The organism is Enemella evansiae (assembly GCF_002250705.1).
GTDB lineage: Bacteria > Actinomycetota > Actinomycetes > Propionibacteriales > Propionibacteriaceae > Enemella > Enemella evansiae.
The window spans coordinates 112,421-134,742 of the sequence record NZ_NMVP01000034.1 but is presented as its reverse complement, the minus strand read 5'-3'; the positions used below and the strand labels follow the sequence as shown (position 1 = coordinate 134,742).

General features: G+C 69.7%; 22 protein-coding genes. 13 read left to right on the top strand and 9 right to left on the bottom strand.

All coding sequences use genetic code 11. The features are described 5' to 3' along the window. Window positions 1-14: 14 nt before the first annotated feature. From BI335_RS16095 to pyrR, 3 genes are read right to left on the bottom strand one after another with little or no spacing between them, the layout of a single operon-like run. Window positions 15-1,280, bottom strand: a complete 1,266-nt coding sequence (locus BI335_RS16095; RefSeq protein ID WP_094432139.1) for a dihydroorotase — start codon at window positions 1,278-1,280, stop codon at window positions 15-17. Next, window positions 1,277-2,275: an aspartate carbamoyltransferase catalytic subunit gene (locus BI335_RS16090; protein ID WP_094432137.1), complete on the bottom strand. Its 999-nt coding sequence runs from the start codon at window positions 2,273-2,275 to the stop codon at window positions 1,277-1,279. Before BI335_RS16090 ends, BI335_RS16095 begins: the two co-directional genes overlap by 4 nt. Continuing rightward, window positions 2,272-2,826 carry a bifunctional pyr operon transcriptional regulator/uracil phosphoribosyltransferase PyrR gene (gene pyrR, locus BI335_RS16085; RefSeq protein WP_094403895.1) on the bottom strand — a complete coding sequence of 185 codons (555 nt, stop codon included), beginning with the start codon at window positions 2,824-2,826 and terminating at the stop codon, window positions 2,272-2,274. Before pyrR ends, BI335_RS16090 begins: the two co-directional genes overlap by 4 nt. A gap of 71 nt (window positions 2,827-2,897) precedes the next feature. Here pyrR and BI335_RS16080 point away from each other — a divergent pair, with 71 nt between their 5' ends. The 6 genes from BI335_RS16080 to BI335_RS16055 all read left to right on the top strand — a co-directional run bounded on the left by BI335_RS16080 (window position 2,898) and on the right by BI335_RS16055 (window position 6,761). Then, entirely contained in the window at window positions 2,898-3,212 is a 315-nt protein-coding gene (locus BI335_RS16080) for a hypothetical protein (protein ID WP_133626369.1), read from the top strand. After that, a complete protein-coding gene (locus BI335_RS16075) occupies window positions 3,199-3,585 on the top strand; it encodes a DUF5130 family protein (protein ID WP_094355871.1) in 387 nt (128 codons plus the stop codon). The genes BI335_RS16080 and BI335_RS16075 overlap by 14 nt, the downstream gene beginning before the upstream one ends. A gap of 128 nt (window positions 3,586-3,713) precedes the next feature. Beyond that, window positions 3,714-4,601, top strand: coding sequence for an ectoine/hydroxyectoine ABC transporter substrate-binding protein EhuB (gene ehuB / locus BI335_RS16070; RefSeq protein WP_094406941.1), 888 nt, complete (start codon window positions 3,714-3,716; stop codon window positions 4,599-4,601). A 15-nt stretch (window positions 4,602-4,616) separates the two neighbouring features. Beyond that, the gene (gene ehuC / locus BI335_RS16065; RefSeq protein WP_094403897.1) at window positions 4,617-5,321 is read left to right on the top strand and encodes an ectoine/hydroxyectoine ABC transporter permease subunit EhuC; all 705 of its coding nucleotides are present in this window, start codon (window positions 4,617-4,619) and stop codon (window positions 5,319-5,321) included. Further along, window positions 5,318-5,968, top strand: coding sequence for an ectoine/hydroxyectoine ABC transporter permease subunit EhuD (gene ehuD, locus BI335_RS16060; RefSeq protein WP_094432132.1), 651 nt, complete (start codon window positions 5,318-5,320; stop codon window positions 5,966-5,968). The genes ehuC and ehuD overlap by 4 nt, the downstream gene beginning before the upstream one ends. Continuing rightward, window positions 5,958-6,761: an amino acid ABC transporter ATP-binding protein gene (locus BI335_RS16055; protein ID WP_324252354.1), complete on the top strand. Its 804-nt coding sequence runs from the start codon at window positions 5,958-5,960 to the stop codon at window positions 6,759-6,761. Before ehuD ends, BI335_RS16055 begins: the two co-directional genes overlap by 11 nt. A 7-nt stretch (window positions 6,762-6,768) precedes the next feature. Here BI335_RS16055 and BI335_RS16050 read toward each other — a convergent pair whose 3' ends face one another. Next, a complete protein-coding gene (locus BI335_RS16050; RefSeq protein WP_094432130.1) occupies window positions 6,769-7,773 on the bottom strand; it encodes a D-2-hydroxyacid dehydrogenase in 1,005 nt (334 codons plus the stop codon). Window positions 7,774-7,836: 63 nt separating this feature from the next. Between BI335_RS16050 and BI335_RS16045 the strand changes: the two genes are divergently transcribed. The 6 genes from BI335_RS16045 to BI335_RS16020 are packed head-to-tail and all read left to right on the top strand — an operon-like array spanning window position 7,837 to window position 14,986. Continuing rightward, window positions 7,837-9,087, top strand: coding sequence for an aspartate aminotransferase family protein (locus BI335_RS16045; RefSeq protein WP_094432127.1), 1,251 nt, complete (start codon window positions 7,837-7,839; stop codon window positions 9,085-9,087). A 28-nt stretch (window positions 9,088-9,115) separates the two neighbouring features. After that, complete coding sequence (locus BI335_RS16040) at window positions 9,116-10,570, top strand: NAD-dependent succinate-semialdehyde dehydrogenase (protein ID WP_094355877.1); 1,455 nt, start codon at window positions 9,116-9,118, stop codon at window positions 10,568-10,570. A gap of 9 nt (window positions 10,571-10,579) precedes the next feature. Further along, window positions 10,580-11,761: a M24 family metallopeptidase gene (locus BI335_RS16035; RefSeq protein WP_229119645.1), complete on the top strand. Its 1,182-nt coding sequence runs from the start codon at window positions 10,580-10,582 to the stop codon at window positions 11,759-11,761. Between the two features lie 19 nt (window positions 11,762-11,780). Continuing rightward, window positions 11,781-13,079: an aminotransferase-like domain-containing protein gene (locus BI335_RS16030; protein ID WP_094355878.1), complete on the top strand. Its 1,299-nt coding sequence runs from the start codon at window positions 11,781-11,783 to the stop codon at window positions 13,077-13,079. Further along, window positions 13,076-14,278, top strand: a complete 1,203-nt coding sequence (locus tag BI335_RS16025; RefSeq protein ID WP_094432124.1) for a M20 family metallopeptidase — start codon at window positions 13,076-13,078, stop codon at window positions 14,276-14,278. The genes BI335_RS16030 and BI335_RS16025 overlap by 4 nt, the downstream gene beginning before the upstream one ends. Before the next feature lie 9 nt (window positions 14,279-14,287). Beyond that, a complete protein-coding gene (locus tag BI335_RS16020) occupies window positions 14,288-14,986 on the top strand; it encodes a GntR family transcriptional regulator (RefSeq protein ID WP_094432121.1) in 699 nt (232 codons plus the stop codon). Between the two features lie 128 nt (window positions 14,987-15,114). On the opposite strand, the gene BI335_RS16015 is transcribed toward BI335_RS16020, so the two are convergent. Then, the gene (locus BI335_RS16015; protein ID WP_133626365.1) at window positions 15,115-15,828 is read right to left on the bottom strand and encodes a maleate cis-trans isomerase family protein; all 714 of its coding nucleotides are present in this window, start codon (window positions 15,826-15,828) and stop codon (window positions 15,115-15,117) included. Further along, window positions 15,825-16,559, bottom strand: a complete 735-nt coding sequence (locus tag BI335_RS16010) for a maleate cis-trans isomerase family protein (RefSeq protein WP_208109324.1) — start codon at window positions 16,557-16,559, stop codon at window positions 15,825-15,827. The genes BI335_RS16015 and BI335_RS16010 overlap by 4 nt, the downstream gene beginning before the upstream one ends. 98 nt (window positions 16,560-16,657) lie before the next feature. Here BI335_RS16010 and BI335_RS16005 point away from each other — a divergent pair, with 98 nt between their 5' ends. Beyond that, the gene (locus BI335_RS16005) at window positions 16,658-17,185 is read left to right on the top strand and encodes a DUF3830 family protein (protein ID WP_094355882.1); all 528 of its coding nucleotides are present in this window, start codon (window positions 16,658-16,660) and stop codon (window positions 17,183-17,185) included. 9 nt (window positions 17,186-17,194) lie between these two features. Here the strand turns inward: BI335_RS16005 and BI335_RS16000 are convergent, their stop codons facing one another. From BI335_RS16000 to pepN, 3 genes are all read right to left on the bottom strand, one after another. Further along, window positions 17,195-18,064, bottom strand: a complete 870-nt coding sequence (locus BI335_RS16000; protein WP_172421927.1) for a DNA-3-methyladenine glycosylase family protein — start codon at window positions 18,062-18,064, stop codon at window positions 17,195-17,197. A gap of 14 nt (window positions 18,065-18,078) precedes the next feature. Continuing rightward, on the bottom strand, window positions 18,079-19,206 hold the full coding sequence (locus BI335_RS15995) for a Nif3-like dinuclear metal center hexameric protein (protein ID WP_229119644.1): 1,128 nt from the start codon (window positions 19,204-19,206) through the stop codon (window positions 18,079-18,081). A gap of 440 nt (window positions 19,207-19,646) precedes the next feature. Beyond that, entirely contained in the window at window positions 19,647-22,232 is a 2,586-nt protein-coding gene (pepN, locus tag BI335_RS15990; RefSeq protein ID WP_094432113.1) for an aminopeptidase N, read from the bottom strand. Between the last annotated feature and the right edge of the window lie 90 nt (window positions 22,233-22,322).

The window sequence follows — 22,322 nt, the reverse complement described above, 5'->3', positions numbered from 1 at the left end:
ATGAACGTGGTTGGTCAGCGGCGGCTGAAGGTGATCCGGCCGTTCCACATCGTCAGCTCGACCGGATCGGGCAATTCCCTGCCGTGGTAGGGATTGTTGCGGGAGAGGGAGGCGGAGTCGGCGCGGTCGACGACCGCGCGGCGGTCCGGGTCGATGAGCACCAGATTGGCCGGCTCGCCGGCCGCCAGCGGGCGGCCCTGCTCGCTCAACCCGGCGATCCGCGCGGGGGCGTACGCCATCCGGTCGGCCAGCTGCTCCCAGTCGAGCAGACCGGGCCGGACCATCGTCTCGATCAGCACGCCGAGCGCGGTCTCCAGGCCGAGCATCCCGAACGCGGCATCGCCGAAGGCGTGGTCCTTGTCCTGGGCGGCGTGCGGGGCATGGTCGGTGCCGACACAGTCGATGGTGCCGTCGGCCAGTGCCGCGCGCAGCGCGCTGACATGCTCGTCGGGACGCAGCGGCGGATTCACCTTGTAGGTGGGGTCGTAACCGGTGACCTCATCGGTGGTCAGCAGCAGATGGTGCGGGGTGACCTCGGCAGTGACCTGGACGCCCTGGGCCTTGGCCCAGCGCAGCACCTCCACCGATTCGGCGGTGGAGACGTGGCAGATGTGCACCCGGGAACGGGTCAACCGGGCCAGCTCGACATCGCGGGCCACGATCACCGATTCCGCCGCCGCGGGCCAGCCGCCGAGCCCCAGCCGACCGGAGATCTCACCCTCGTGGCAGCAGGCGTCCCGGCCCGCGAGCCGCGGATCCTGCGCGTGCTGGGCGATCACCCCGTCGAAGGCGCGCACGTATTCCAGCGCCCGGCGCATCAGCCGCGAATCGGCGACGCAGTGCCCGTCGTCGGAGAACACCCGCACCCCGGCCCGGGCCATCAGCCCCAGCTCGGCCAGCTGCTCGCCCTGGAGCCCCTTGGTGACCGCGCCGACCGGTACCACCTCGGCGCTGCCGGTCAGTTCGGCCACCTCACGCAGGTGCCGGGCGGCCTCGGCGGTGTCGGTGACCGGGTCGGTGTTGGCCATCGCCAGCACCGCGGTGTAACCACCGCGGGCCGCCGCCTGCGTACCGGTCTCGATCGTCTCCGCGTCCTCGCGGCCGGGCTCGCGCAGATGCGTGTGGCTGTCGACCAGGCCGGGCAGGGCGATCAGGCCAGCGGCATCGATCCGCTCGGGATCCGTTGCCTGGTTGGGATCGGCGAACCGGCCGTCGACCACCAGCAGGTCACCGGTCCCGCCGTCCGGCAGGGTGGCCCCGCTGATCAGGATCTCGCTCACGCATTCACTCCCGTCTGGCCGGCAACCGAGGTGCCCAGCTCCGTCTTCGCCGCATCGGCCCCGTCCTCACTCGCCCCGCCGAGCAGGTGATAGAGCACGCTCATCCGCACCGCCACCCCGGCGGCGACCTGATCCAGCACCCGCGAGGAGGCCGCATCCGCTGCCGCGGTGGAGATCTCCAGGCCACGGTTCATCGGGCCCGGGTGCATCACCGCCGCCTCCGGTCGCATCCGCGCCAGCCGGTCGGGGGTGAGCCCGTAACCGATCGTGTACTCGCGCGGGGTGGGGAAGTAGCCACCGCTCATCCGCTCCCGCTGCACCCGCAGCATCATCGCCACATCGACCTCGCCGATCACCTCATCGAAATCGGTGTGCACCTCGGCCGGCCAGCTGTCCACCCCCGAGGGCAGCAGCGTCGGCGGTGCGACCAGCACGACCTTCGCGCCGAGGGTGCGCAGCAGCAGCACATTGCTGCGCACCACCCGGGAATGGGTCAGGTCACCGGTGATCGCGATGGTCTTGTCGGACCAGTCGAAATCGGGGTCCAGCCCCCGGAAGTGCCGACGCATCGTGAACGCGTCCAGCAGCGCCTGGGTGGGGTGCTCATGGGTACCGTCGCCGGCGTTCACCACCGAGCCGGAGATCCAGCGCGCGGCCTGGGCCGGGGCGCCGGAGGAGGAGTGCCGGATCACCATCGCATCGACACCCATCGCGTCGATCACCTGCACGGTGTCGCGCAGCGATTCCCCCTTGCTCACCGAGGATCCCTTCGCCGAGACGTTGATCACATCGGCGCTCAGCCACTTCCCGGCGATCTCGAAGGAACTGCGGGTCCGAGTCGAATCCTCGAAGAACAGGTTCACCACGGTGCGCCCGCGCAGGGTGGGCAGCTTCTTGATCTCGCGGTGCTGCAGCTCCGACATCTCCTCGGCCAGATCGCAGATCGAATCGATCTCACCGCGCTGCAGATCCGCGGCGGACAACAGGTGCTTCATCCGGCATCCCCTCGAGAGATGGTGACCTCGGTCTGGCCGTCGGTCTCGTCCAGGCGTACGCCGACCCGCTCGCCGGCGGCGGTGGGCAGGTTCTTGCCGACGTGGTCGGCGCGGATCGGCAGCTGCCGGTGCCCCCGATCCACCAGCACCGCCAGCCGGACCGCCCGGGGCCGGCCGAGGTCCTTGAGCGCGTCCAGTGCCGCGGCCACGCTGCGCCCGGAGAACAGCACATCGTCGACCAGGACGACGGTGGCCCCGTCCACCGACCCCGGCAGCTGGGTGCGGCCGACCTGTCGGGTGGGGTGCTGGCGCAGATCGTCGCGATACATGGTGATGTCCAGTCGACCCAGTGGCACCGTGCCCTCACCGGAGCGCTCGATGACCCCGGCCAGTCGTTCGGCCAGCGGCACCCCGCGGGTCGGGATGCCGAGCAGCATCAACCCCTCGATGCCCCGATTGGACTCCACGATCTCGTGCGCCATCCGGGTGATCGCCCGGGTGATCTCACCGGAGTCCAGGACCACACGGGCCCCGGTCGGCGGCTCTGTCATCGAAACTCCTTGCTGGCGTGCTGACGCGGGCCATCTCCACTACCGTAGGGCAGGTGAATGATCTGTCGAGCATGCTAATCCCCCTGACGGGGACCTTCCCCGGTTGGCCGGCCGCCCCGCAACCCTCGGTGGCGCACTGGCTCTTCGTGGTGATCGGGATTCCGGCGATCAGCATGGTGGTCGTCGGGGTGCTCGCCGCCGCCGGCTCGCTGGCCAAGCGCGGCCGCGGTGGCACGGACCTGGCGGAACCCGTGTGGTACGGACAGACCGCCGGTGATGTCGCGGGCACCACCCCGCGGGCCGAGCTGACCGCCGACCCGGCGTCGCAGCGGGTGGCCGAGGCCGAGCAGATCGGACAGACGGGAGGCGCAAGTGTCCGGTGGTGAGCTGAGCGGGACCGACGACGCCCGCCTGAAGGATGGGATCCAGCGTGCCGAGGGCATGTCCGGACTGAAGTTCTCGCTCTATCTGGGCGACAGCGGGGAGGATCCGCAGGCCACGGCGCGGGAGCTGCACGGCCGGCTGGTCGACCCCGATCAGTCGGTGCTGGTGCTCTGCGATCCGAAGCAGCGAGCCCTGGAGATCATCACCGGCGCCGAGGCCAGGCGGAGCCTCACCGACGGCGAGTGCCAGCTCGCCGCGGCCAGCATGCAGTCCAACTTCGTCGCCGGTGACCTGATCGGCGGCCTGGCGCACGGGCTCGCGCAGCTGGGCGGGTACGCCCGCAAGGCGCGGATCCTGCACGTCACCGAGGGCTGAACTCCACTCCGACGATCCAAAACCGTTTGCACCCTGTCCGATTGTTGACAATCGGAAGGTAGACCTCAAGACTGGCCCAATCGCGCCCGGCTCATCGTGGTGCCGCGCGTCCGGACCAGGAGGCTCCCATGCTCGACTCCCCGTTCTCCCGTCGCTCACTGATCGCCGGTGGCGGCGCCGTCGCCATCGGGGTGCTCGCGGGCTGCACCAGGACCAACGTCACCCCGGGCAACCCGGCCGGCGGGGGTGGCGCGGATCTGATGTCGAGGGCCACGCAGCAGGGCTTCCTCACCTGCGTGGTCGGCAATGAGCCGCCCTACACCAAGGTGGAGACCGACGGCACCGTCACCGGGTGTGAACCCGATGTGCTCCGTGCGGTCTGCAAGAAGCTCGGCATCAACGAGGTCAAGGGCATCGTCAGCCCGTACGAGTCGATGATCCCTGGGCTGCAGGCCAATCGCTGGGACGTGATCGCGGCCGGGTTGTTCATGAAACAGTCCCGCTGCTCCCAGGTCGCCTACTCCGAACCGGTGATCGTCTCCACCGAATCCTTCCTGGTGCCCGCGGGGAATCCCAAGAACATCACCACAGTGGCGTCGGTGCTGGCGGATCCCTCGCTGAAGATCGGGGTGATCCCCGGCGGTTTCGAGGAGGGGATTCTCAAGTCCGCAAAGGTTCCAGACAATCAACGGGTCTCCACCGCCGACGGCCGCTCCGGTTACGAGGCGCTCAAGGCCAAGCGGGTCGACGCGTTCCTGCTGCCCACCCTCTCGCTGAAGTCGCTGGTCACCAACGATGCCTCGGTGGAGATCACCCCGCAGGTCCCCGATGCGCCGAAGACCGGTTCCGGTGCCGGCTTCCGACCCGCCGACAAGGCCTTCGTCGACCAGTACAACCAGGCCCTCGCCGAGTTCAAGAAGACCCCGGAGTTCGACGCCATCCTGGACAAGTGGGGATTCGACCCGGAGGCCGCCCGCAGCGCCACGGCCGCGGAGCTGTGCAAGAACGAGGGCTGAGACCGGCTGCCGGCCATGCAGGTCATCGTCGACTATTTCCCGCTGCTGTTGAAGGGCCTCGGGATCACGCTGCTGGTCTCGGTGCTCGGTGCGCTGCTCTGCCTGGTCGTCGGGTTCACCGCCGGTATCATCCGGACCTCGCCGAACCGGTGGATCCGGTTGCCCGCCACCGTCTTCGTCGAGGTGTTCCGCGGTACCTCGATGGTGGTGCAGATGTTCTGGCTGTTCTTCGCACTGCCGTTCCTCGGGTTCCAGCTGACCCCGATCGCCGCGGCGGTGCTCGCGCTCGGACTCAATCAGGGGGCGTACGCCTCGGAGGTGGTGCGCGCGGCGATCAGGTCGCGCCCCCGCGGCCAGACCGAGGCCAGCATCGCCCTGGGTCTCTCACCGGCCCGGCGAATGCGCAGAATCCTGCTGCCACAGGCAATTCCGGTGATGCTGCCGGGGTTGGGCAATGTCATGGTCGACCTGGTCAAGAACACCGCCCTGGTGTCCCTGGTCACCGTCGCCGACCTCACCTTCAATGCCCAGCTGATCCGCAGCGCCACCGGTGAGACCACCGCGATCTTCCTGACGATCCTGGTGATGTACTTCCTGGTCAACCTCGGGGTCGCCGGAATCATCAGGCTGCTGGAGAAGCACTTCGCGATCGAGCCGACCCCGCGCAGCGCGCGGCGGCGCCGGATGCTCGTCGGTGCCGGCGGGGGAGGGCGGCGATGACCTGGGACAACGCCTTCGCGATCCAGATCCTCCCGGCTCTGCTGCGCGGACTGCTGACCACCGTCGAGATCACCCTGCTCGGTTTCGCGATCTCTGCCGTCGTCGGGCTCGGGCTGGCGATCGTCAGGCGCGCAAGGATTCCGGTGGTCAGCCGGCTGGCGACCTTCCTGGTGCTCTTCGTGCGCGGCACCCCGCTGCTCGTCCAGGCATACTGCGCCTACTTCATCCTGCCGAACTTCGGCCTCACCTTCCCTGCCTTCGAGACCGGCGTCGTGGTGATCGGCATCAACTACTCCGCCTACCTGGCCGAGGTCTACCGCGCCGGGATCGAGGCGGTCCCCAGGGGGCAGTGGGAGGCGGCCACCGCGCTCAACCTGCCGACGACGCGCACCTGGCGCAGAATCGTTCTGCCACAGGCATTCCGGATCGTGCTGCCGATGATGGGCAACTATCTGATCGCCATGTTCAAGGACTCCGCGGTGCTGTCCGCGATCACCGTCGTCGACCTGATGGCCACCGCGCAGGCGATCGGGTCCAGCAACTTCCGCTATCTCGAACCGCTCACCCTGGCCGGCCTGTTGTTCCTGCTGGTCAGCTATCCATCCTCGCTGCTCGTCAGCCGATTGGAGGCCCGTCATGCCGACTGAGAGTCCCGGTTCGCCGCAACCGATGATCCACTTCGAGAACGTCACCAAGGCTTTCGGTGAGCTGGTGGTGCTGCGGGAGCTCAACTTCGATGTCCGCGCGGGTGAGAAGGTGACGGTGATCGGGCCGTCGGGGTCGGGCAAGACGACGATCCTGCGGATCCTGATGACCCTGGAGACACCGACCCAGGGGGTGGTGCGCGTGGACGGCAAGGAGCTGTGGAACGTGGCTGCCGGTGCCCGGGCCCGGGAGACCGCCCAGCTGCGGGAGACCCGCAAGAACATCGGCATGGTCTTCCAGCAGTTCAATCTGTTCCCGCACATGACGGCGCTGGAGAATGTGATCGAGGCGCCGGTCGCGGTGCTGCGTACGCCGAAGGAGCAGGCCCGGGCCGAGGGGATGGAACTGCTGCGTCAGGTCGGTCTGGAGCAGCACGCCGGCAAGCGCCCCGCGATGCTGTCGGGTGGCCAGCAACAGCGGGTGGCGATCGCCCGGGCGATGGCGATGAAGCCGAAGGTGATGCTGTTCGATGAGCCGACCTCGGCGCTGGACCCGGAACTCATCGGCGAGGTGTTGCGGGTGATCCACGACCTGGCCAGCAATACCGACATGACCATGCTGCTGGTCACCCACGAGATGCACTTCGCCGAACAGATCTCCGATCGGGTGGTGATGTTCGACGAGGGGGTCGCCATCGAACAGGGCCCGCCGCAGCAGATCTTCAACGAACCCCGGCACGAGCGCACCCAGCGCTTCCTCAGCAAGGTGTTGAGTCAGCGCGGGGACCACATCTGAGCAGCGCTCAGCGCCCGCTGGAGGCGTACCCGCGTCGCTTGTCGACCACCGACTCGAACGGCTCGCCGGCCAGCCAGCGGCGCAGATTGGCCTCGAACTGCGCGGCCAGCGCCTGCCGCCAGCCGACCGCGTCCCCGGACAGGTGTGCCGAGATCTGTACGCCGGGCAGGGTCCACAGCGGTGAGTCGGCGGGCAGCGGTTCGGTGACGAAGACGTCGAGGGCGGCCGCAGCGAGTTCGCCCCGCTGGAGGGCCGCGACCAGTGCCGACTCGTCGACGAGTTCACCGCGGCCGACGTTGATCAGTTGCGCCTCCGGCCGCATCGCGGCGAGCACCCGGGCATCGACCAGGCCGCGGGTCTGCGCGGTGAGCGGGGCGACCAGCACCAGGTGATCGGCCCAGCCGACGTGCTCGGCCAACTCGTCGCTGGGCAGCACCACCCCGAAGTCCGGGTCGGACTCCCGGCCCACCCGGCCCACCCCGCGTACCTCCATCCCGACGGCCCGCAGCAGGCGCGCGGTGGCCCGTCCGATGCCGCCGGTGCCGACCACCAGAGCCCGTCGGCCGGCCGCGGTCCGCGTCTCCCGGTGCTCCCAGCGCTGCTCCTGCTGCGCCCGGGCCAGCTGGGGGAGATCCTTGAGGTGGGCGAGGACCGAGGTGAGCACGAACTCCGCGATCGGGGTGTCGAAGACCCCGCGCGCGTTCGTCACCTGCACCGCCGAATCGCGCAACCCGTCGAACATCACCGCATCCACCCCGGCGGCCGCCACATGCACCCACTCCAGCGCGTCCGCGGCCGGCCAGGCATCCGCCAGCGCCGGGTTGAAGAAGTCCCAGACGAACACCGCCCGGGCACCCGGCAGCGCGGTCGGCAGCTCGTCGGCGGTGGCGATCCGGATCGTGGCCAGCTCCGAGAGGGCGGCCAGATCGGGCGGCGGGCCCAGGTCGTCGCTGGTCAGCACCACCACGATCGGTCGGTCGGCCGGTGTCGCGGCGCTCTCGGTGTTCGTCACGGACCCCAGACTACGGGATTGCAGATTGTTGACAATCTCCCCGGTGTTTGGTTTCGTCACTGCATGACCTCTCTCAGCCCGATCCTCAAGCAGGCCACCCCCGTGGTGGTCGACCGCGCCGAGGGCTCCTGGATCCACGGCACCGACGGGCGGGACTACCTGGACTTCACCACCGGCATCGGGGTGACCAGCACCGGGCACTGCCATCCCAAGGTGGTGGCCGCCGCACAGCAGCAGGTCGGCCAGGTGATCCATGCCCAGTACACCACGGTGATGCACAAGCCGCTGCTGGAACTGGTCGACAAACTCGGCGGGGTGCTGCCCAGCCAGCTCGATTCGCTGTTCTTCGCCAACTCGGGCTCCGAGGCGGTGGAGGCCGCGGTCCGGCTCGCCCGGATGGCCACCGGCAAGCCCAACATCGTCGTCTTCCAGGGTGGCTTCCACGGGCGTACCGTCGCCGCCGCCAGCCTGACCACCGCCGGTACCCGGTTCTCGGCCGGTTTCTCACCGTTGATGGGCGGGGTGCAGATGGCGCCCTTCCCGTACGCCCACCGCTATGGGATGAGCGAGGCGGAGGCGGTCGACTTCGCGCTGCGGGAGCTGGACTACCTGTTCGCCTCCCGCGTCGCGCCGAACGACACCGCCGCCTTCCTGATCGAACCGGTGCTCGGTGACGGCGGATACCTGCCCACCCCGGACGCCTTCCTGCAGGGGCTGCGAGAGCGCGCGGAGCACGGCATCCTGCTGATCGTCGATGAGGTGCAGGCCGGATTCGGGCGGACCGGCAGGTTCTGGGGCCACGAGTTCTCCGGCATCGATCCCGACATCCTGATCACCGCCAAGGGGCTGGCCTCCGGCTTCCCGATCTCGGCGATCGCCGCCCCGACCGAGCTGATGGGCAAGGCCTGGCCGGGTTCCCAGGGGGGCACCTACGGCGGCAACGCGGTCGCCGCCGCGGCCGCCTGCGCGACCATCGATGTGATCGCCGAGGAGAACCTGGTCGAGAACGCCCGGGTCCGCGGCGATCAGCTCGCCGAGGGGCTGCAGCGGATCGCCGAGAAGTATCAGGTGATCACCGATGTCCGCGGCCGGGGGCTGATGCAGGGCATCGAGTTCGGGGACGCCGACGGCCGCACCGGTGGCCAGCTCGCCACCGCGGTGCAGCAGGCGACGACCGGGCAGGGGCTGCTGTCGTTGACCTGCGGCCCACTGGGTAACGTCGTACGCCTGATCCCCGCGTTGGTGGTCTCGGCGGATGAGATCGATCTCGGACTGGAGCGGTTCGGTGCCGCCGTGGCCGAGGTCGTCGGCTGAGCCACCCGCCCAATTCAAGGAGGAAGTCATGGCCACCGATCCGGTCTCGGCAGTCAACACCGGCCTGTTCATCGACGGGCAATGGGGGCCGTCGGCCTCCGGCAAGACCTTCGACGTCATCAACCCAGCCACCGAAGAGGTGCTGGCCAGCGTCGCCGACGGCAACGGTGACGACGCGCGCCGGGCCATCGAGGTGGCCGGCAAGAAGCAGGAGGAGTGGGGGCGCACCGCACCGCGCGAGCGCAGCGAGATCCTCCGCCGGGCCTACGACCTGGTGATGGAGCGCGCCGACGACCTGGCGGCGATCATGACCGCCGAGATGGGCAAACCGCTCGCCGAGGCCAAGGGCGAGGTCGCCTACGGGGCGGAGTTCCTGCGCTGGTTCTCCGAGGAAGCGGTACGCATCGGCGGCGACATGACGCTGACCGGGGACGGCAAGACCCGGATCATGGTCACCCACGAACCGGTCGGCCCGAGCGTGCTGATCACCCCGTGGAACTTCCCGCTGGCGATGGGGGCACGCAAGATCGGCCCCGCGGTCGCCGCCGGGTGCACGATGGTCTTCAAGCCCGCCGAACTGACCCCGCTCACCTCGCTGGCGCTGGTCGACATCTTCACCGAGGCAGGCCTGCCGGCCGGCGTGCTGAATGTGGTCACCACCACCGATCCCGGATCGGTCGTCGAACCGTGGATGGCCAGCGGGATCGCCCGCAAGGTCTCCTTCACCGGCTCGACACCGGTCGGCGTGAAACTGCTCCAGCAGGCCGCCGAGCACGTGATGAAGTCCTCGATGGAGCTCGGCGGCAATGCGCCGTTCATCGTGTTCGACGATGCCGACCTGGACCAGGCGGTGGCCGGCGCGATGATCGCGAAGATGCGCAACATGGGCGAGGCCTGCACCGCGGCCAACCGGCTCTATGTGCAGTCCTCGGTCGCCGACGAGTTCGCCCGCCGACTGAGCGAGGAGATGGGCAAGCTCGCGGTCGGCGACGGTGCCGCCGAGGGCACCCAGGTCGGCCCGCTGGTGGAACGCAAGGCGCTGGACAAGGTGCAGCAGTTCGTCGACGACGCGGTCTCCCGCGGGGCCACCGTGATGTGTGGCGGCGATCGCCCCGACGGCAAGGGCTTCTTCTACAACCCGACGGTGCTCAACAACGTCGATCCGGATTCCGCGCTGCTCGCGAACGAGATCTTCGGCCCGGTCGCCCCGATCGTCCCGTTCGACACCGAGGAGCAGGCGATCGAGCTGGCCAACAACACCGTCTGGGGTCTGGTGGGTTATCTGTTCACCAGCGACCTGGAGCGCGCATTCCGTGTCGGGGAACGGATCGAGGCCGGCATGATCGGGATGAACACCGGCCTGGTGTCCAACCCGGTCGCCCCCTTCGGCGGGGTGAAGGAATCCGGGCTCGGCCGCGAGGGCGGCCGGATCGGCATCGATGAGTTCCTGGAGACCAAGTACTACGCATTGCCACGAAGCTGAGGTGAGACCGTGAGTCCGGTGCAGGCATTCGGTCCCGACGAGTACGCCCGGCGGCTCGCCGCGACCAGGGACCGAATGGCTGCCGCCGGGCTGGATGCCCTGCTGGTCAGCGATCCCGCGAATCTCTACTACCTGACCGGTTACCAGGCGTGGTCCTTCTACACCCCGCAGCTGCTGTTCGTGCCCGCCGAGGGCGAGCTGCTGCTGGTGACCCGGGAGATGGATGCCCGCGGAGCGACCCGGACCACCTGGCTGCCGATCGAACAGATCCTCGGCTATCCCGAGGAACTGGTCCATGTGCCCGACCGGCACCCCTTCGACTGGCTGGCGAGCGAGCTCCGGCGCCGGGGGCTGGTCGCACCGGCCCGGGTCGGCATCGAGGCGGATGCGCACTTCTTCTCCCCGAAGGCGTTTCTCGCACTGGAGAAGGGATTCGGGGAGTGGGAGCTCACCGACAGTCAGGAGCTGGTCAACTGGGTCCGCGCGATCAAGTCCGACGCCGAGATCGCCACCATGCGGACCGCTGCACGGGTGACCACCAGGGCCATGCAGGCGGCGATCGACACGATCGGGGTCGGTGTCCCGCAGCATGTGGTGGCCGCCGAGATCATGCGCGCCCAGGTGCTCGGGGACGCCGACGCCTGGGGTGACTTCCCCGCGATCGTGCCGCTGCTGCCGACCGGTGCCGCGGCGGACACCCCGCATCTGACCTGGAGCGACCAGCGGTTCGTCGCGGGGGACGCGGTGGTGGTCGAACTGGCCGGGGCCCACCGGCGCTACCACGTCCCACTGGCTCGCACCGTGATGCTGGGGGAGCCGTCCGCCGAGCTGCGGCGTACCGAAACCGCTGTCGCCGAAGGACTTTCCGCGGTGCTCGAGACCATCCGTGCCGGGGTGCGGATGGTCGAGGTCGCCGACGCCTGGAACGCGGTCCTGGCCCGCTACGGGATCGAGAAACGCAGCCGGCTCGGCTATTCCATCGGCGTCGGCTATCCGCCCGACTGGGGTGAGCGGACGATGAGCATCCGCGCCAGCGACCCGACCGTGCTGGCCGAGAACATGACCTTCCACGTGATCTGCGGGATGTGGATGACCGGTTACGGCTATGAGGTCTCGGAGTCGATCCGGGTCACCGCGGACGGCGTCGAGACCTTCACCGATTTCCCGCGAGCCCTGATCAGCAAGGGCTGACCCGACGAGAGGAGCATCGATGCGTGACCTCACCACCATCGCCGACCTGGCGGTGCTGCCCACCACCGGAATCAGCGGTCCCGCGGCCGAGGGGGCGCTGCCACTGGCGAGCCGGGCCGACGGTCTGATCGGATCGGTGATCGACTCCAGCACCTCGCTGCTGGCCGCGCAGACCCACGACATCGTCCGCTTCGCGATGGGTGCGCCCGCCCCGGAAGCGCTGCCGGTGCAGGAATTCCGGATGATCGGCACCGAGGTGCTGGACGCCAGTTCCTTCACCTACGGTGCCAGCGAGGGTGAGCCCGGGTTGATCGAGGCGATCGTCAAGGAGTACGCCCGGGTGGGGGAGCCGACCGACCCGGAGCGGATCGTCGTCACCTCCGGCGGGATGCAGGGGCTGGATCTGGCGTTCAAACTGTTCGTCGAACCGGGCGACCTGGTCACCGTCGAGAGTCCGACCTACACCAACGGTTCCGCGACCGCGCTGAGCTACGGCGCGGACCTGCTGGAGGTCCCGGTCGACGACGACGGGATGCGGGTCGACGAGCTGGAACGGCTGGTCGCCGCCACCGGGCGTACCCCGAAGGTCATCTACACCATCCCCAACTTCCAGAATCCCTCTGGTGTCACGCTTTCCGCCGAGCGCCGCCAGCGGTTGCTCGAGCTCGCACATCGCTGGGGTTCGATCATCCTGGACGACGATCCCTACCATCTGCTGCGTTTCGAGGGCAGCGATCTGCCCGGGTTCAACCAGCTGTCGCCGGACGATCCGCAGGTCTTCTCGGTCCGTACCTTCTCCAAGATCATGGCACCCGGGCTGCGGGTCGGTTGGGTGAACGCCGACCCGCGGCTGCGGCAACTGCTGATCCACGCCAAGCAGGCGATGGACACCTGCACCAATGTGCCGAACCAGCACGTGATCACCGAATACCTGGTCCGCGGCGGTCTGGATGCGCACCTCGCTCGGCTGCGGGAGAGCTACCGGGGCCGCAAGCAGGCGATGCAGCGCGCGCTGGCCGAGCATCTCGGGGACCGGGTCCGGCACACCGATCCGGACGGCGGCTTCTTCCTCTGGGTGACCCTGCAGGGCGCCGACGCCGCGACCGATGTGCGCCGGTTGTTCGATGCCGCGCTCGCCGAAGGGGTGGCGTTCATCCCCGGTACCGCGCTGTCGCCGTCGGAGCGGTTCACCGACGCGTTCCGACTCTGCTTCGCCTCCGAGTCACCGGAGCGGATCGATGAAGGCGTACGCCGGCTCACCCGGGCCCTCGATCGGGTCGCCGCGGACCGGCCGGCGCGGGAGCGTTCTGGGCAATGATCTCCGAGTGCGAGCGGCGGGTGCTCGCCGCGATCGACGCCGAGCAGATCGCGGCCGTCACCGCCGAGTTGATCGCCGCCCCCAGCGAGAATCCCGGCCAGACCGAGGAACGCACCGTCGCGGTCCTCGAGGCGGCCTGCCGACGGGCCGGTCTGCAGGTCGAGCGGCGGCCGGTGGCCGAGGGGCGGGAGAACCTGTTCGCCGCGCTGGCCGGTGGGGATCGGCCGGGGTTGTTGTTCCTCGGGCATTCCGACGTGGTGCCGGCCGGGCCGGGCTGGTCCGCCGACCCGTTCCTGGCGCGCCGCGACGGGGACCGGATCATCGGCCGCGGCGCCGCCGACATGAAGGGTGGCCTGGCCGCGATCGTCGCGGCGATGGGCGCCCTGCGCACGGTCGGCGTACGCCCGGCCGGGGAGATCCGGCTGGCCTGCACCGTCGATGAGGAGGATCTCGGCCTGGGCATCCGGGCCCTGGCCGGCCGCGGGTTGGGGGCCGAGTTTGCCGGTTGCGTGGTCGCCGAACCGACCGACCTGGACCTGGTGATCGCCTGCCGCGGCGACTCCTATCTCGAACTGCGGCTGACCGGGGTACCGGCGCATTCCGGGCGGCCCGCCGACGGCCGGAACGCGATCGACGCCGCCACCCGGGTACTGGAGCTGATCCGCGCCGACCAGGCCGAGCTCGCGCGGTCGATGGATCCCTTGCTGGGTTCGGGAACCTGGAGCGTCGGCCGGATCAGCGGCGGCCGGGGCACCTCGATCGTGGCGCCCGACTGCACGGTCTGGATCGACCGGCGGTTGATGCCGGATGAGGATCCGCAGCAGATCGCCGACCGGCTGGCCGCGCGGGCCGCCGAGGCCGGGATCACCTCCGACGGGATCGGGATGAGCATCGAGGTGACGATGGAGATGCCCGGATTCCGCACCTCGGCGGAGGATCCGCTGGTAGGGGCCGTCCGGGACGCGGCGCGGGACCTGGGGGTCGAGCCCGAGGTGACCGGCTGGACCGCCGCCTGCGACGGGGGCTTCGTGGCCCGGGATCTGGGCATTCCGACCGTGGTGATGGGCCCCGGTGGGCTCAACGATCAGGCGCATCAGGTCGATGAGTCGGTGTCGCTGGATGAGCTGGTGCGCGCCGCGAAACGGTACGCTCTGCTGGCAATGCGGGTCCCGGAGTCGCCCGGCCGGGGTGCGGACTAGGAGGGGAAGATGTCGCCGTCGAAGGAACGCGCCGTGGGTCTCGGTGAGGCCCCGGGCGTGCTGCAGCCCATCGTGCAGGCATCCACCCCGGAGCTGATCGCGGGCATGTTGCGCGAGGCGGTCGCGAGCGGCCAGTACGCCCCGGGCCAGCAGTTGTCGGAGAAGGCGCTGGCGGAGCGGCTCGGGGTCAGCCGCGGGCCGCTGCGGGAGGCGATGCAGCGGCTCACCCAGGAGGGCCTGCTGGTCAGCCACCGCAACCGCGGACTGTTCGTGATGCAGCTCGACGAGCCGGTGATCCGCGACATCTACCTGGCCCGGCTGGCGGTCGAACGGGCCGCCGTCGGGCACCTGATCGGCCAGGGGCGGGGGGCGGATGCCGCCGGCCTGGAACCGATCGTGGCCCGGATGGAATCGCTGGCCGCCGACGATCCGCGCGTCTCCGATGCCGACATGGAGTACCACCAGGTGCTCGTCGGGCTGGCGGCCAGCCCCCGGCTGACCCGGATGCACAACACCCTGGTCACCCAGATGCGGCTCTGCCTGAGCCTGATGCAACCCACCTACGACACCGTCGACCACCGGGTCGCCGAGCACCGCGGCCTGCTGAAGGCGATCGTTGCCGGTGATGCGGTCCAGGCCGACCGGTTGCTGGTCGCACACATGGAGGACGGCCTGCAACGCGTGCTCCGCGTCGAACCCTGGCAGTGACGTTCATCGAGGAGCGCGGCATGCGCAGCGCAGCCAATTTGTACTCTGTGTACAACTGGTGAATCGGACGCCCTTGGTCGGCACCGCGGTGGACCCGTGTAATTCACCGGGTGAGTACGCCGCGCGACTCAGGACCGGAAGAGGCGGCCCAGCCGGTCGGAGTGCCCGCGCCAGCCGGCGAGCCGCAGACCGTGCCAGGCGGAGACCAGATTGGCGGTCAGCACGGTACGCCCCACGGTCTGCTCCAGCTCACTGATCAGGCCGACGGTGTGCAGGGCGGTGTCGGGCACCAGCACGGCGGGGGCGTCATGCTCGGTGCCGATCAGCGCGCGCACCTGGTCGGGGGAGAGCCGGCCGGCGTCCTCACCGCTGGGCACGTCGTGGGTGGCGATCGCGGTCACCCGGACCCCGGCGGCGGCCAGCACCGCGGTGAGGTGCGCGGCCACCTCGGCCGGATAGGTGGCGGCCACCGACACCTCGCCGATGCCGAGATGTTCCAGTGCGGCAAGGAAAGCCAGGCTGGTCGAGGTGCTCGGCAGGCCGCTCGCCTCGGCCATCCAGCCGGCCTGCTCGCGCATTCCGTCCGGCCCGTGGACGAAGGAGCCGGAGGTGCAGGCCCAGACCACCGAGCCGGCACCGGCCTCGGCCGCGGCGCGGGCGGCCGGGGCGAGCTGCTCCGCAGAGCCGAGCTCCCGCAGGGCCGCCACGGTGTGGTCGGTCGGACCCTCCCAGGTGTGCCGCACCGGCAGGCGTACCCCCTCCAGAATGCCTTCCAGCGCAGGGAATTCGTCCTCGGCGCTGTGGCCGGGATAGAGCATCGCCGAGGCCACCGGTGTGCTCATGGGTGCTCCCGCAGCAACCGGCCGGCGCCGACCGCGGAACGTCCCGCGGCCCGCAGGCAGGACCACATGGTGACCTGGTTGGCGCTCAGCACCGGGATCTGCAACTCGTCCTCCAATATCTCGATCTGGTCGTAACTCGGCAGGTTCGTGCAGGACAGGAACAGCGCCTCGGCGTCGGGGGTGACCACCCGGCGGGCCAGGGCGCGCAGCGTCGCCGCCTCGGTGGTCCAGATCTCGGCGCCCATCTCCAGCTGGCCCGATCCGGTGACCCGGAATCCGTGTGCTGCCAGGAAATCCACCAGTAGGCGGGTGACCTCGCCCAGATAGGGGGTGGCGACCGCGACCCGGTGCACCGACAGCGCGTGCAGTGCGTCGACCAGCGCTCCGCTGGTGGTCACCGCGGCCGGGAACCCGGCACCGCGGAGCAGCCGGCGCAGCTTCACCTCACCCGCCGGCCCGTCGACGAAGCTGGCCGAGGTGCACAGGTAGCCGACCACCGGGGAGTGCAGGATCGACACCGACCGGGCCAGCTCCTTCAGACCGGTGTGATCGGCGATCGCGTGCGCCTGCGCCACGCCACCGGTCAGCGTGAGATGCCGGGTGCGCGCGAGCAGCACCGAGGTGTCGTCCGGCACCCAGCGCCACAGCTCCCGGTCCAGCACGAAGTCGTAGGGGGCCACCATCGCCACCGAGGCGGCGAGCCCCAATCCAGTGAGCTCCACTGCTCCCACGCAGTCAGGATGCACCGTGCGGGCGCGCCGCGAAAGGGCATGTCACGGCCGTGGACGACCCCTTGACAGCAATCGTCTGATTGTTGACAATCAGTCGGGTGACCGCCCAGGGAGAGTCCAACGAAGCCGTCCGCCGGGTCCGGGTGACCCTCACCCGACGCGGGGTGAGTTGTGTCGCCGAGCTGCTGCAGACGGCGGCCCCGCGGACCAGCGCCGCCGTCTGGGACGCGCTGCCGCTGGAGGCGCAGGTCTATCACGGCAAGTACGCCCGCAACGAGATCTATGCGCTGCTGCCGAGCTTCACCGACCGCGACCCCGGCCCGGAGAACACCACCATCACCCCGATCCCGGGTGACCTGTGCTGGTTCACCTTCGGTGGCGATCAGCTCGGCAATCCGGCCTACGGCTACGAACGCGAGACCGAGCACCGCGAGATGACCGCGATCATCGACCTGGCGCTGTTCTACGGCCGCAACAACCTGCTGATCAACGGCGACCAGGGCTGGGTGCCGGGCAATGTGTTCGGCACGGTCGTCGAGGGTCTGGATGAGATGGCCGCGGCCTGCCAGGACCTCTGGATGGGTGGTGCTCGCGGGGAGACCCTGCGCTTCGAGCGGATCGACTGAGTACGCCGGTCAGCGGCGGCGTTCGGCAGCCGCACGCCACAGCTGCAGGGAGGCGTACGAGCGCCAGCCGGCGACCGGGCGGAGCTGCTCGGCGGTGATACCGCGGGCCTCGGCCTCCCGGCGCAGCACCAGATCCGAATCCAGCCAGACATCCGGGTCGCCGCAGGCCCGCAGCAGGATGTAGCCGGCGGTCCACGGACCGATCCCTTTCAACGCCAGCAGGGATTTCCGCACCCGGTCCAGGTCCGGATCGGTGAGATCGACCGTGCCGGCCTCCACCGCGGCGGCGAGAGTGTGCAGCGCCCGCTGCCGGGAGCCGGGCATCGCGAACCGGGCCGGGTCGACCGCCGCAATCCGTGCACTGGTGGGGAACAGGGCGGTCAGCCCGAACGGCTCCCCGGCCCGCCGCAGCTCCTCGGGCAGCGGATCACCGTGCTCGTCGACCAGCCGTTCCGCGGCCCGGGTCGCACCGGCCAGCGAGATCTGCTGGCCGAGCAGCCCGCGGACCGCGGTCTCCGGCCGGTCCAGGGTGCCGGGGATCCGGATCCCGGGATGGTCGGCGACCAGGCCGGCGAGTGCGGGTACCCGGGCGAGCGCCGGATCGATGAGCGACGGGTCGGCGGCCAGATCGCACAGCGCACCGGCCCGGGTCCGCGCCTCGGCCAGATCGGCCGGGTCGCTCAGCCAGCAGGTCAGCTCGACCCCGTCCGGGCGGCCGGTCAACCGCAGCACCGCCGGCCCACCGGGCAGGCGGACCGTGCGGGCGAAGGTGTTCTCGTCGGCGTACTCCACCCCGGTCACCACCCGGACACCGAGAAATCCCAGCAGCGCCCGGAAATCGAACGGTGGCAGGGCCGGCAGGAGCTCGCTGCTGCTCACCGGCGGGGGAGAGCTCACCGGTGGAAGGCCTCGACCCAGGCATCGGTACGCAGCTCGGAGACCTCCACCGCGACCCCGGGGAGCTCCTCGGTGACGAGCCGGGACAGCACCGGCAGCCAGGTCCACTCCGCCGCCCAGTGCGCCACATCCAGCAGCACCGGTGCCTCCGCCCACTCCAGCGCCTCGGTGGCCGGGTGGTGCCGCAGATCCGAGGTCAGATAGAGATCGGCGCCGGCGGCGCGGGCCGCGTCCAGATGCGAGTCACCGGCCCCGGCCAGCACCGCCACGGTGCGCACCGTCCGCTCCGGGTCACCGCCGAGGCGTACTCCCGACACCGTCTCCGGCAGTGCCGCGGCCACCTGGCGGGCGAAGTCGGCGGCACTGCGTTCGGGGGAGAGTACGCCGAGCCGGCCGATCCCGGCGTCGCGGTCGATGGGCGCCAGTTCCAGCACGTGGTAGGCGGGCTCCTCATAGGGGTGAGCCGCCAGCAGCGCGTCGACCACCGCGGCCCGCTGCCGCCGCGGCAGCACCATCTCCAACCGGTCCTCGCGCACCTGCTCGGTCTCACCGACGCTGCCGGTGAACGGGTTCGCACCGCTCAGCGGGCGGAACGAACCGGTACCGGGGCTGGTGAAGTGGCAGCGTTCGTAGTCGCCGATCGCACCCGCCCCCGCGGCCGACAGCGCATCCACCACGGCCTGGGTGTGGTCGCTCGGGACGAAGCAGACGAGTTGATCCAGGGCTTGCCCGGTGTGCCGCGGATCCAATGGCTGCAGCTCGGACAACCCGATCACCTTCGCGAGCGCCTCGCAGACCCCGTCGCTCGGGATGTCGGCGTTGGTGTGCGCGGCCAGGCAACCGATCCGGTTGCCGGCGAGTTCGAGCAGCATCCGGCCCTTCGGGTGGCGGGCATCGATGCCGTGGATTCCCTTCAGCAGCAGGGGATGGTGCGCGATGATCGCATCGGCGCCCACCTCGATCGCCTGCCGGACGACCGGCAGGGTGATGTCGACGGTGAGCAGCACCCGCTGCACCGGCCAGTCCGGATCACCGCAGACCATCCCCACCTGGTCCCAGCCCTCCGCGGTACGCGGCGGGTAGTGGCGGTCGAGAAACTGTTGCAGGTCACCGAGTGTCGTCACCCCAGCGACCCTACGCGAGGTCCCACCCGACACGTTCATCGAGTAGGTCGCCATGCGGAGCGAAGCGGAGCAATGGCGGCCGTGTCGAGATGAACAGGTCCCAGGGCGGGCCCCGCGTCGGTTGAGCGAGGGAGGGACGACCGAGTCGAAACCTCGCGGGGTGGGGGCACGGCCGGCCAGGGAGGACGGGTTGTTGCTGGTGGCCCGTTCGGAACTTGCGGCTCGATCCGGGAATCGACCGGTTTGCTCGCCGATCGCACATCGAGCCGCAGATTCCGACCGGGCGGGCCGGGGGAGCAGCAGCTGAGCGTCGGCGAATCGCCTGCGGGACTCATCTCGACACGCTGGTCCGGCTCCGCTTCGCTGCGCCGGAGCAGCTACTCGATGAACGTCGAAACACCGCTTCGCTGCGCATGGCGGCCTACTCGATGAACGGGGACTCAGCCGGCGTTGAACTCCCGGGCCCGCAGGGCGCGCAGCGCATCGTCGCGGCCCTCACCGATGATCCGGCGGGCGGAGTCCTCGATCTGGGCCTCGGCCAGCCAGGAATCCAGTCGGTGCAGGAAATCCTGATCGGCATTCGGCCACGGGAAGAGGTAGGTGAGCGCGGCCTGCGCGAACACTGTGCCGTTGGATTCCCAGACACCCTTGCGGCCGGAGATCAGCTCCGCCAGATCCAGATAGCGCTCGGCGTAGGGCGCCAGCACCCCGGCCTGGCCGGCCTGGTTGAACTGCAGGCAGATGCTGCGGTGGGTCTCGTTGGGCAGCCCGGCGGTGGCGGTGGCCAGCTGCCAGGCGGCGGCCTTGTCGGCCTCCCCGGGCAGGGCGGCGCGGGCGCCGGCGGCGTGCTCGGCACCGGAGATGGTGTTGTCGCGCTGCAGCTCGGCGTCCAGCTGCTCGGCACCGACCGCACCGAGTCTGGCCAACTGGGTGAGCAGGTGCCAGCGCAGCTCGGTGTCGATGGTCAGCCCCGGCGGCACCTCCTCATCGTTCAGCCAGCCGTTCAGCAGCTCCACCCCGGCGTCGCTGTCGACGCTGCTGGCCAGCGCCCGCGCGAACGCCAGCTGGTGGTCCGAACCCGGCGCCGCATCGCGGAGCAGGCCGGCCAGTCCGGTGATCAGCTGGGTGCGCAGCTCCGGCTGCCGATCGGCGGGCACATAACGGGCGAGCGCGGTCTGTGCCTGACCGAGGACCCGGGAGACCGCGGTCTGATCGGTCTCGGTGGCCACCCCGGTGAGCGCCAGCTGCAGGTAGTCCGCCACCGGCAGTTCGGCGTCACGGCACATGTCCCAGGCCGAACCCCAGAGCACGGCGCGGGCCAGCTCGTCGTCGACCTGGTCGAGATTCTCGACCGCGGTCCGCCGCGAACGCGGGTCCAGGCGTACCTTCGCGAAGGTCAGGTCGTCGTCGTTGACCAGCACCAGATCCGGTTGGTGCTTGCCGATCAGCTCCTTGACCGGGGTCAGCTCACCGGCCACATCGGTCTCCACCCGGTGCACCCGGCGCAGCTTTCCGTCGATCGATTCATAGAGGCCGATCGCGATCCGGTGCTGGCGCAGCGTCGGGTGTTCGGCGGAGGCCGTCTGGCGGATCGCGAACTCGGTGATCACCCCGGAGCGGTCGGTGCTGAACTCGGCCGCCAGGGTGTTCACCCCGGCCGATTCGAGCCACTGCTTCGACCATTCGGTGAGGTTCCGGCCGGAGGATTCCTCAAGCACGGCAAGGAGATCGGTCAGCTCGGTGTTTCCGAAGGCGTGCTTCTCGAAATAGCGGCGGGCCCCCGCCAGGAAGGCATCCCGGCCGACGAAGGCGACCAGCTGACGCAGCGTGGAGGCGCCCTTGGCGTAGGTGATGCCGTCGAAGTTCAGCTCGACCGCTTCCAGGTCGACCATGTCGGCGGCGATCGGGTGGGTGGAGGGCAGCTGATCGGCCCGGTACGCCCAGTTCTTGCGGGCGTTGCTGAACGCCGCCCAGGCGTGGTTCTCGTCGGTGTCCAGCTGCGACTGGGCGAAGTGCGATGCCCACTCGGCAAAGGATTCCTTCAACCACAGGTCATCCCACCAGCGCATCGTCACCAGGTCGCCGAACCACATGTGCGCCAGCTCGTGCAGGATCGTGTTGTCGCGGGACTCGTACTGCGCGGCGGTCGCCCGGGAGCGGAAGATCAGGTCGTCGCGGAAGGTGACCAGCCCGACGTTCTCCATCGCGCCCATGTTGTATTCCGGCACGAACGCCTGGTCGTAGGACTCGAACGGGTACGGCGTACCGAAGTGCTTCTCGAAGACCTCGAAACCACCCTGGGTGGTCGCCATGATCCGGTCCAGGTCCAGCTTGTCCGCCAGCGAGCGACGGCAGACGACCGAGGCGGGAATGGTGCCCTTGCTGCTGGTGATGGTGGCCTGCTCGCGGTGGTAGTCGCCGGCCACGATCCCGGTCACATAGGTCGAGATCCGCTTGGTGGGTTGGAAATCCCAGCGGGCGAAACCATCGCCGATCGGCTTCGGCTCGGCATCGGGGGAGTTGCCGAGCACGGTCCAGCTCTCCGGCGCCAGCACCGAGACGGTGAAGCTCGCCTTCAGATCGGGCTGCTCGAGGTTCGCGTAAACCCGCCGCGCATCGGCCGGCTCGAACTGGGTGTAGAGGTAGATGCCACCGTCGGCCGGATCGACGAAGCGGTGCAGGCCCTGGCCGCTGCGGCTGTAACGGTGTCTGGCGACGACGGTGAGCACGTGGTCGCCCTTGGTCAGCTCGATCGGCAGCCGTTCGCCGTCGAAGTCGGTGGTGTCCAGCGGCTTGCCGTCGAACTCACCGGAGAGCAGTTCGTCGGCGATCGCGTCGACGTAGGTCATCCCGGCGTCGGAGGAGAACCGGATCGTGCTGCTCGTCACGAAGTTCTGGTCCCGCTGCTCCAGGTCGGCTCCACTCGGGTCGCGGCCGGTCAGATCGATGACCAGTTCATAGGCATCGGTCCGGACCAGGCCGGCGCGGGCGTGGGCTTCCTGACGCGTGATGTTCGCTGGGTACAACGGGGCCTGCTTTCGGTGGGCGTCGCTCGGGCGGGCACGGTCATGTGGTTCGAGTTCGACGCACGAGCCTACTGTCGGTGACTGCCCGAC

Excerpts from the sequence above, each read along its gene's own strand:
- BI335_RS16020 (WP_094432121.1), top strand. The coding sequence starts at position 14,288 with ATGTCGCCGTCGAAGGAACGCGCCGTGGGTCTCGGTGAGGCCCCGGGC.
- ehuD (WP_094432132.1), top strand. The coding sequence starts at position 5,318 with ATGACCTGGGACAACGCCTTCGCGATCCAGATCCTCCCGGCTCTGCTG.
- BI335_RS16040 (WP_094355877.1), top strand. The coding sequence starts at position 9,116 with ATGGCCACCGATCCGGTCTCGGCAGTCAACACCGGCCTGTTCATCGAC.
- ehuB (WP_094406941.1), top strand. The coding sequence starts at position 3,714 with ATGCTCGACTCCCCGTTCTCCCGTCGCTCACTGATCGCCGGTGGCGGC.
- BI335_RS16080 (WP_133626369.1), top strand. The coding sequence starts at position 2,898 with ATGCTAATCCCCCTGACGGGGACCTTCCCCGGTTGGCCGGCCGCCCCG.
- BI335_RS16025 (WP_094432124.1), top strand. The coding sequence starts at position 13,076 with ATGATCTCCGAGTGCGAGCGGCGGGTGCTCGCCGCGATCGACGCCGAG.
- BI335_RS16045 (WP_094432127.1), top strand. The coding sequence starts at position 7,837 with ATGACCTCTCTCAGCCCGATCCTCAAGCAGGCCACCCCCGTGGTGGTC.
- BI335_RS16055 (WP_324252354.1), top strand. The coding sequence starts at position 5,958 with ATGCCGACTGAGAGTCCCGGTTCGCCGCAACCGATGATCCACTTCGAG.
- BI335_RS16090 (WP_094432137.1), bottom strand. The coding sequence starts at position 2,275 with ATGAAGCACCTGTTGTCCGCCGCGGATCTGCAGCGCGGTGAGATCGAT.
- BI335_RS16030 (WP_094355878.1), top strand. The coding sequence starts at position 11,781 with ATGCGTGACCTCACCACCATCGCCGACCTGGCGGTGCTGCCCACCACC.
- ehuC (WP_094403897.1), top strand. The coding sequence starts at position 4,617 with ATGCAGGTCATCGTCGACTATTTCCCGCTGCTGTTGAAGGGCCTCGGG.
- BI335_RS16015 (WP_133626365.1), bottom strand. The coding sequence starts at position 15,828 with ATGAGCACACCGGTGGCCTCGGCGATGCTCTATCCCGGCCACAGCGCC.
- pyrR (WP_094403895.1), bottom strand. The coding sequence starts at position 2,826 with ATGACAGAGCCGCCGACCGGGGCCCGTGTGGTCCTGGACTCCGGTGAG.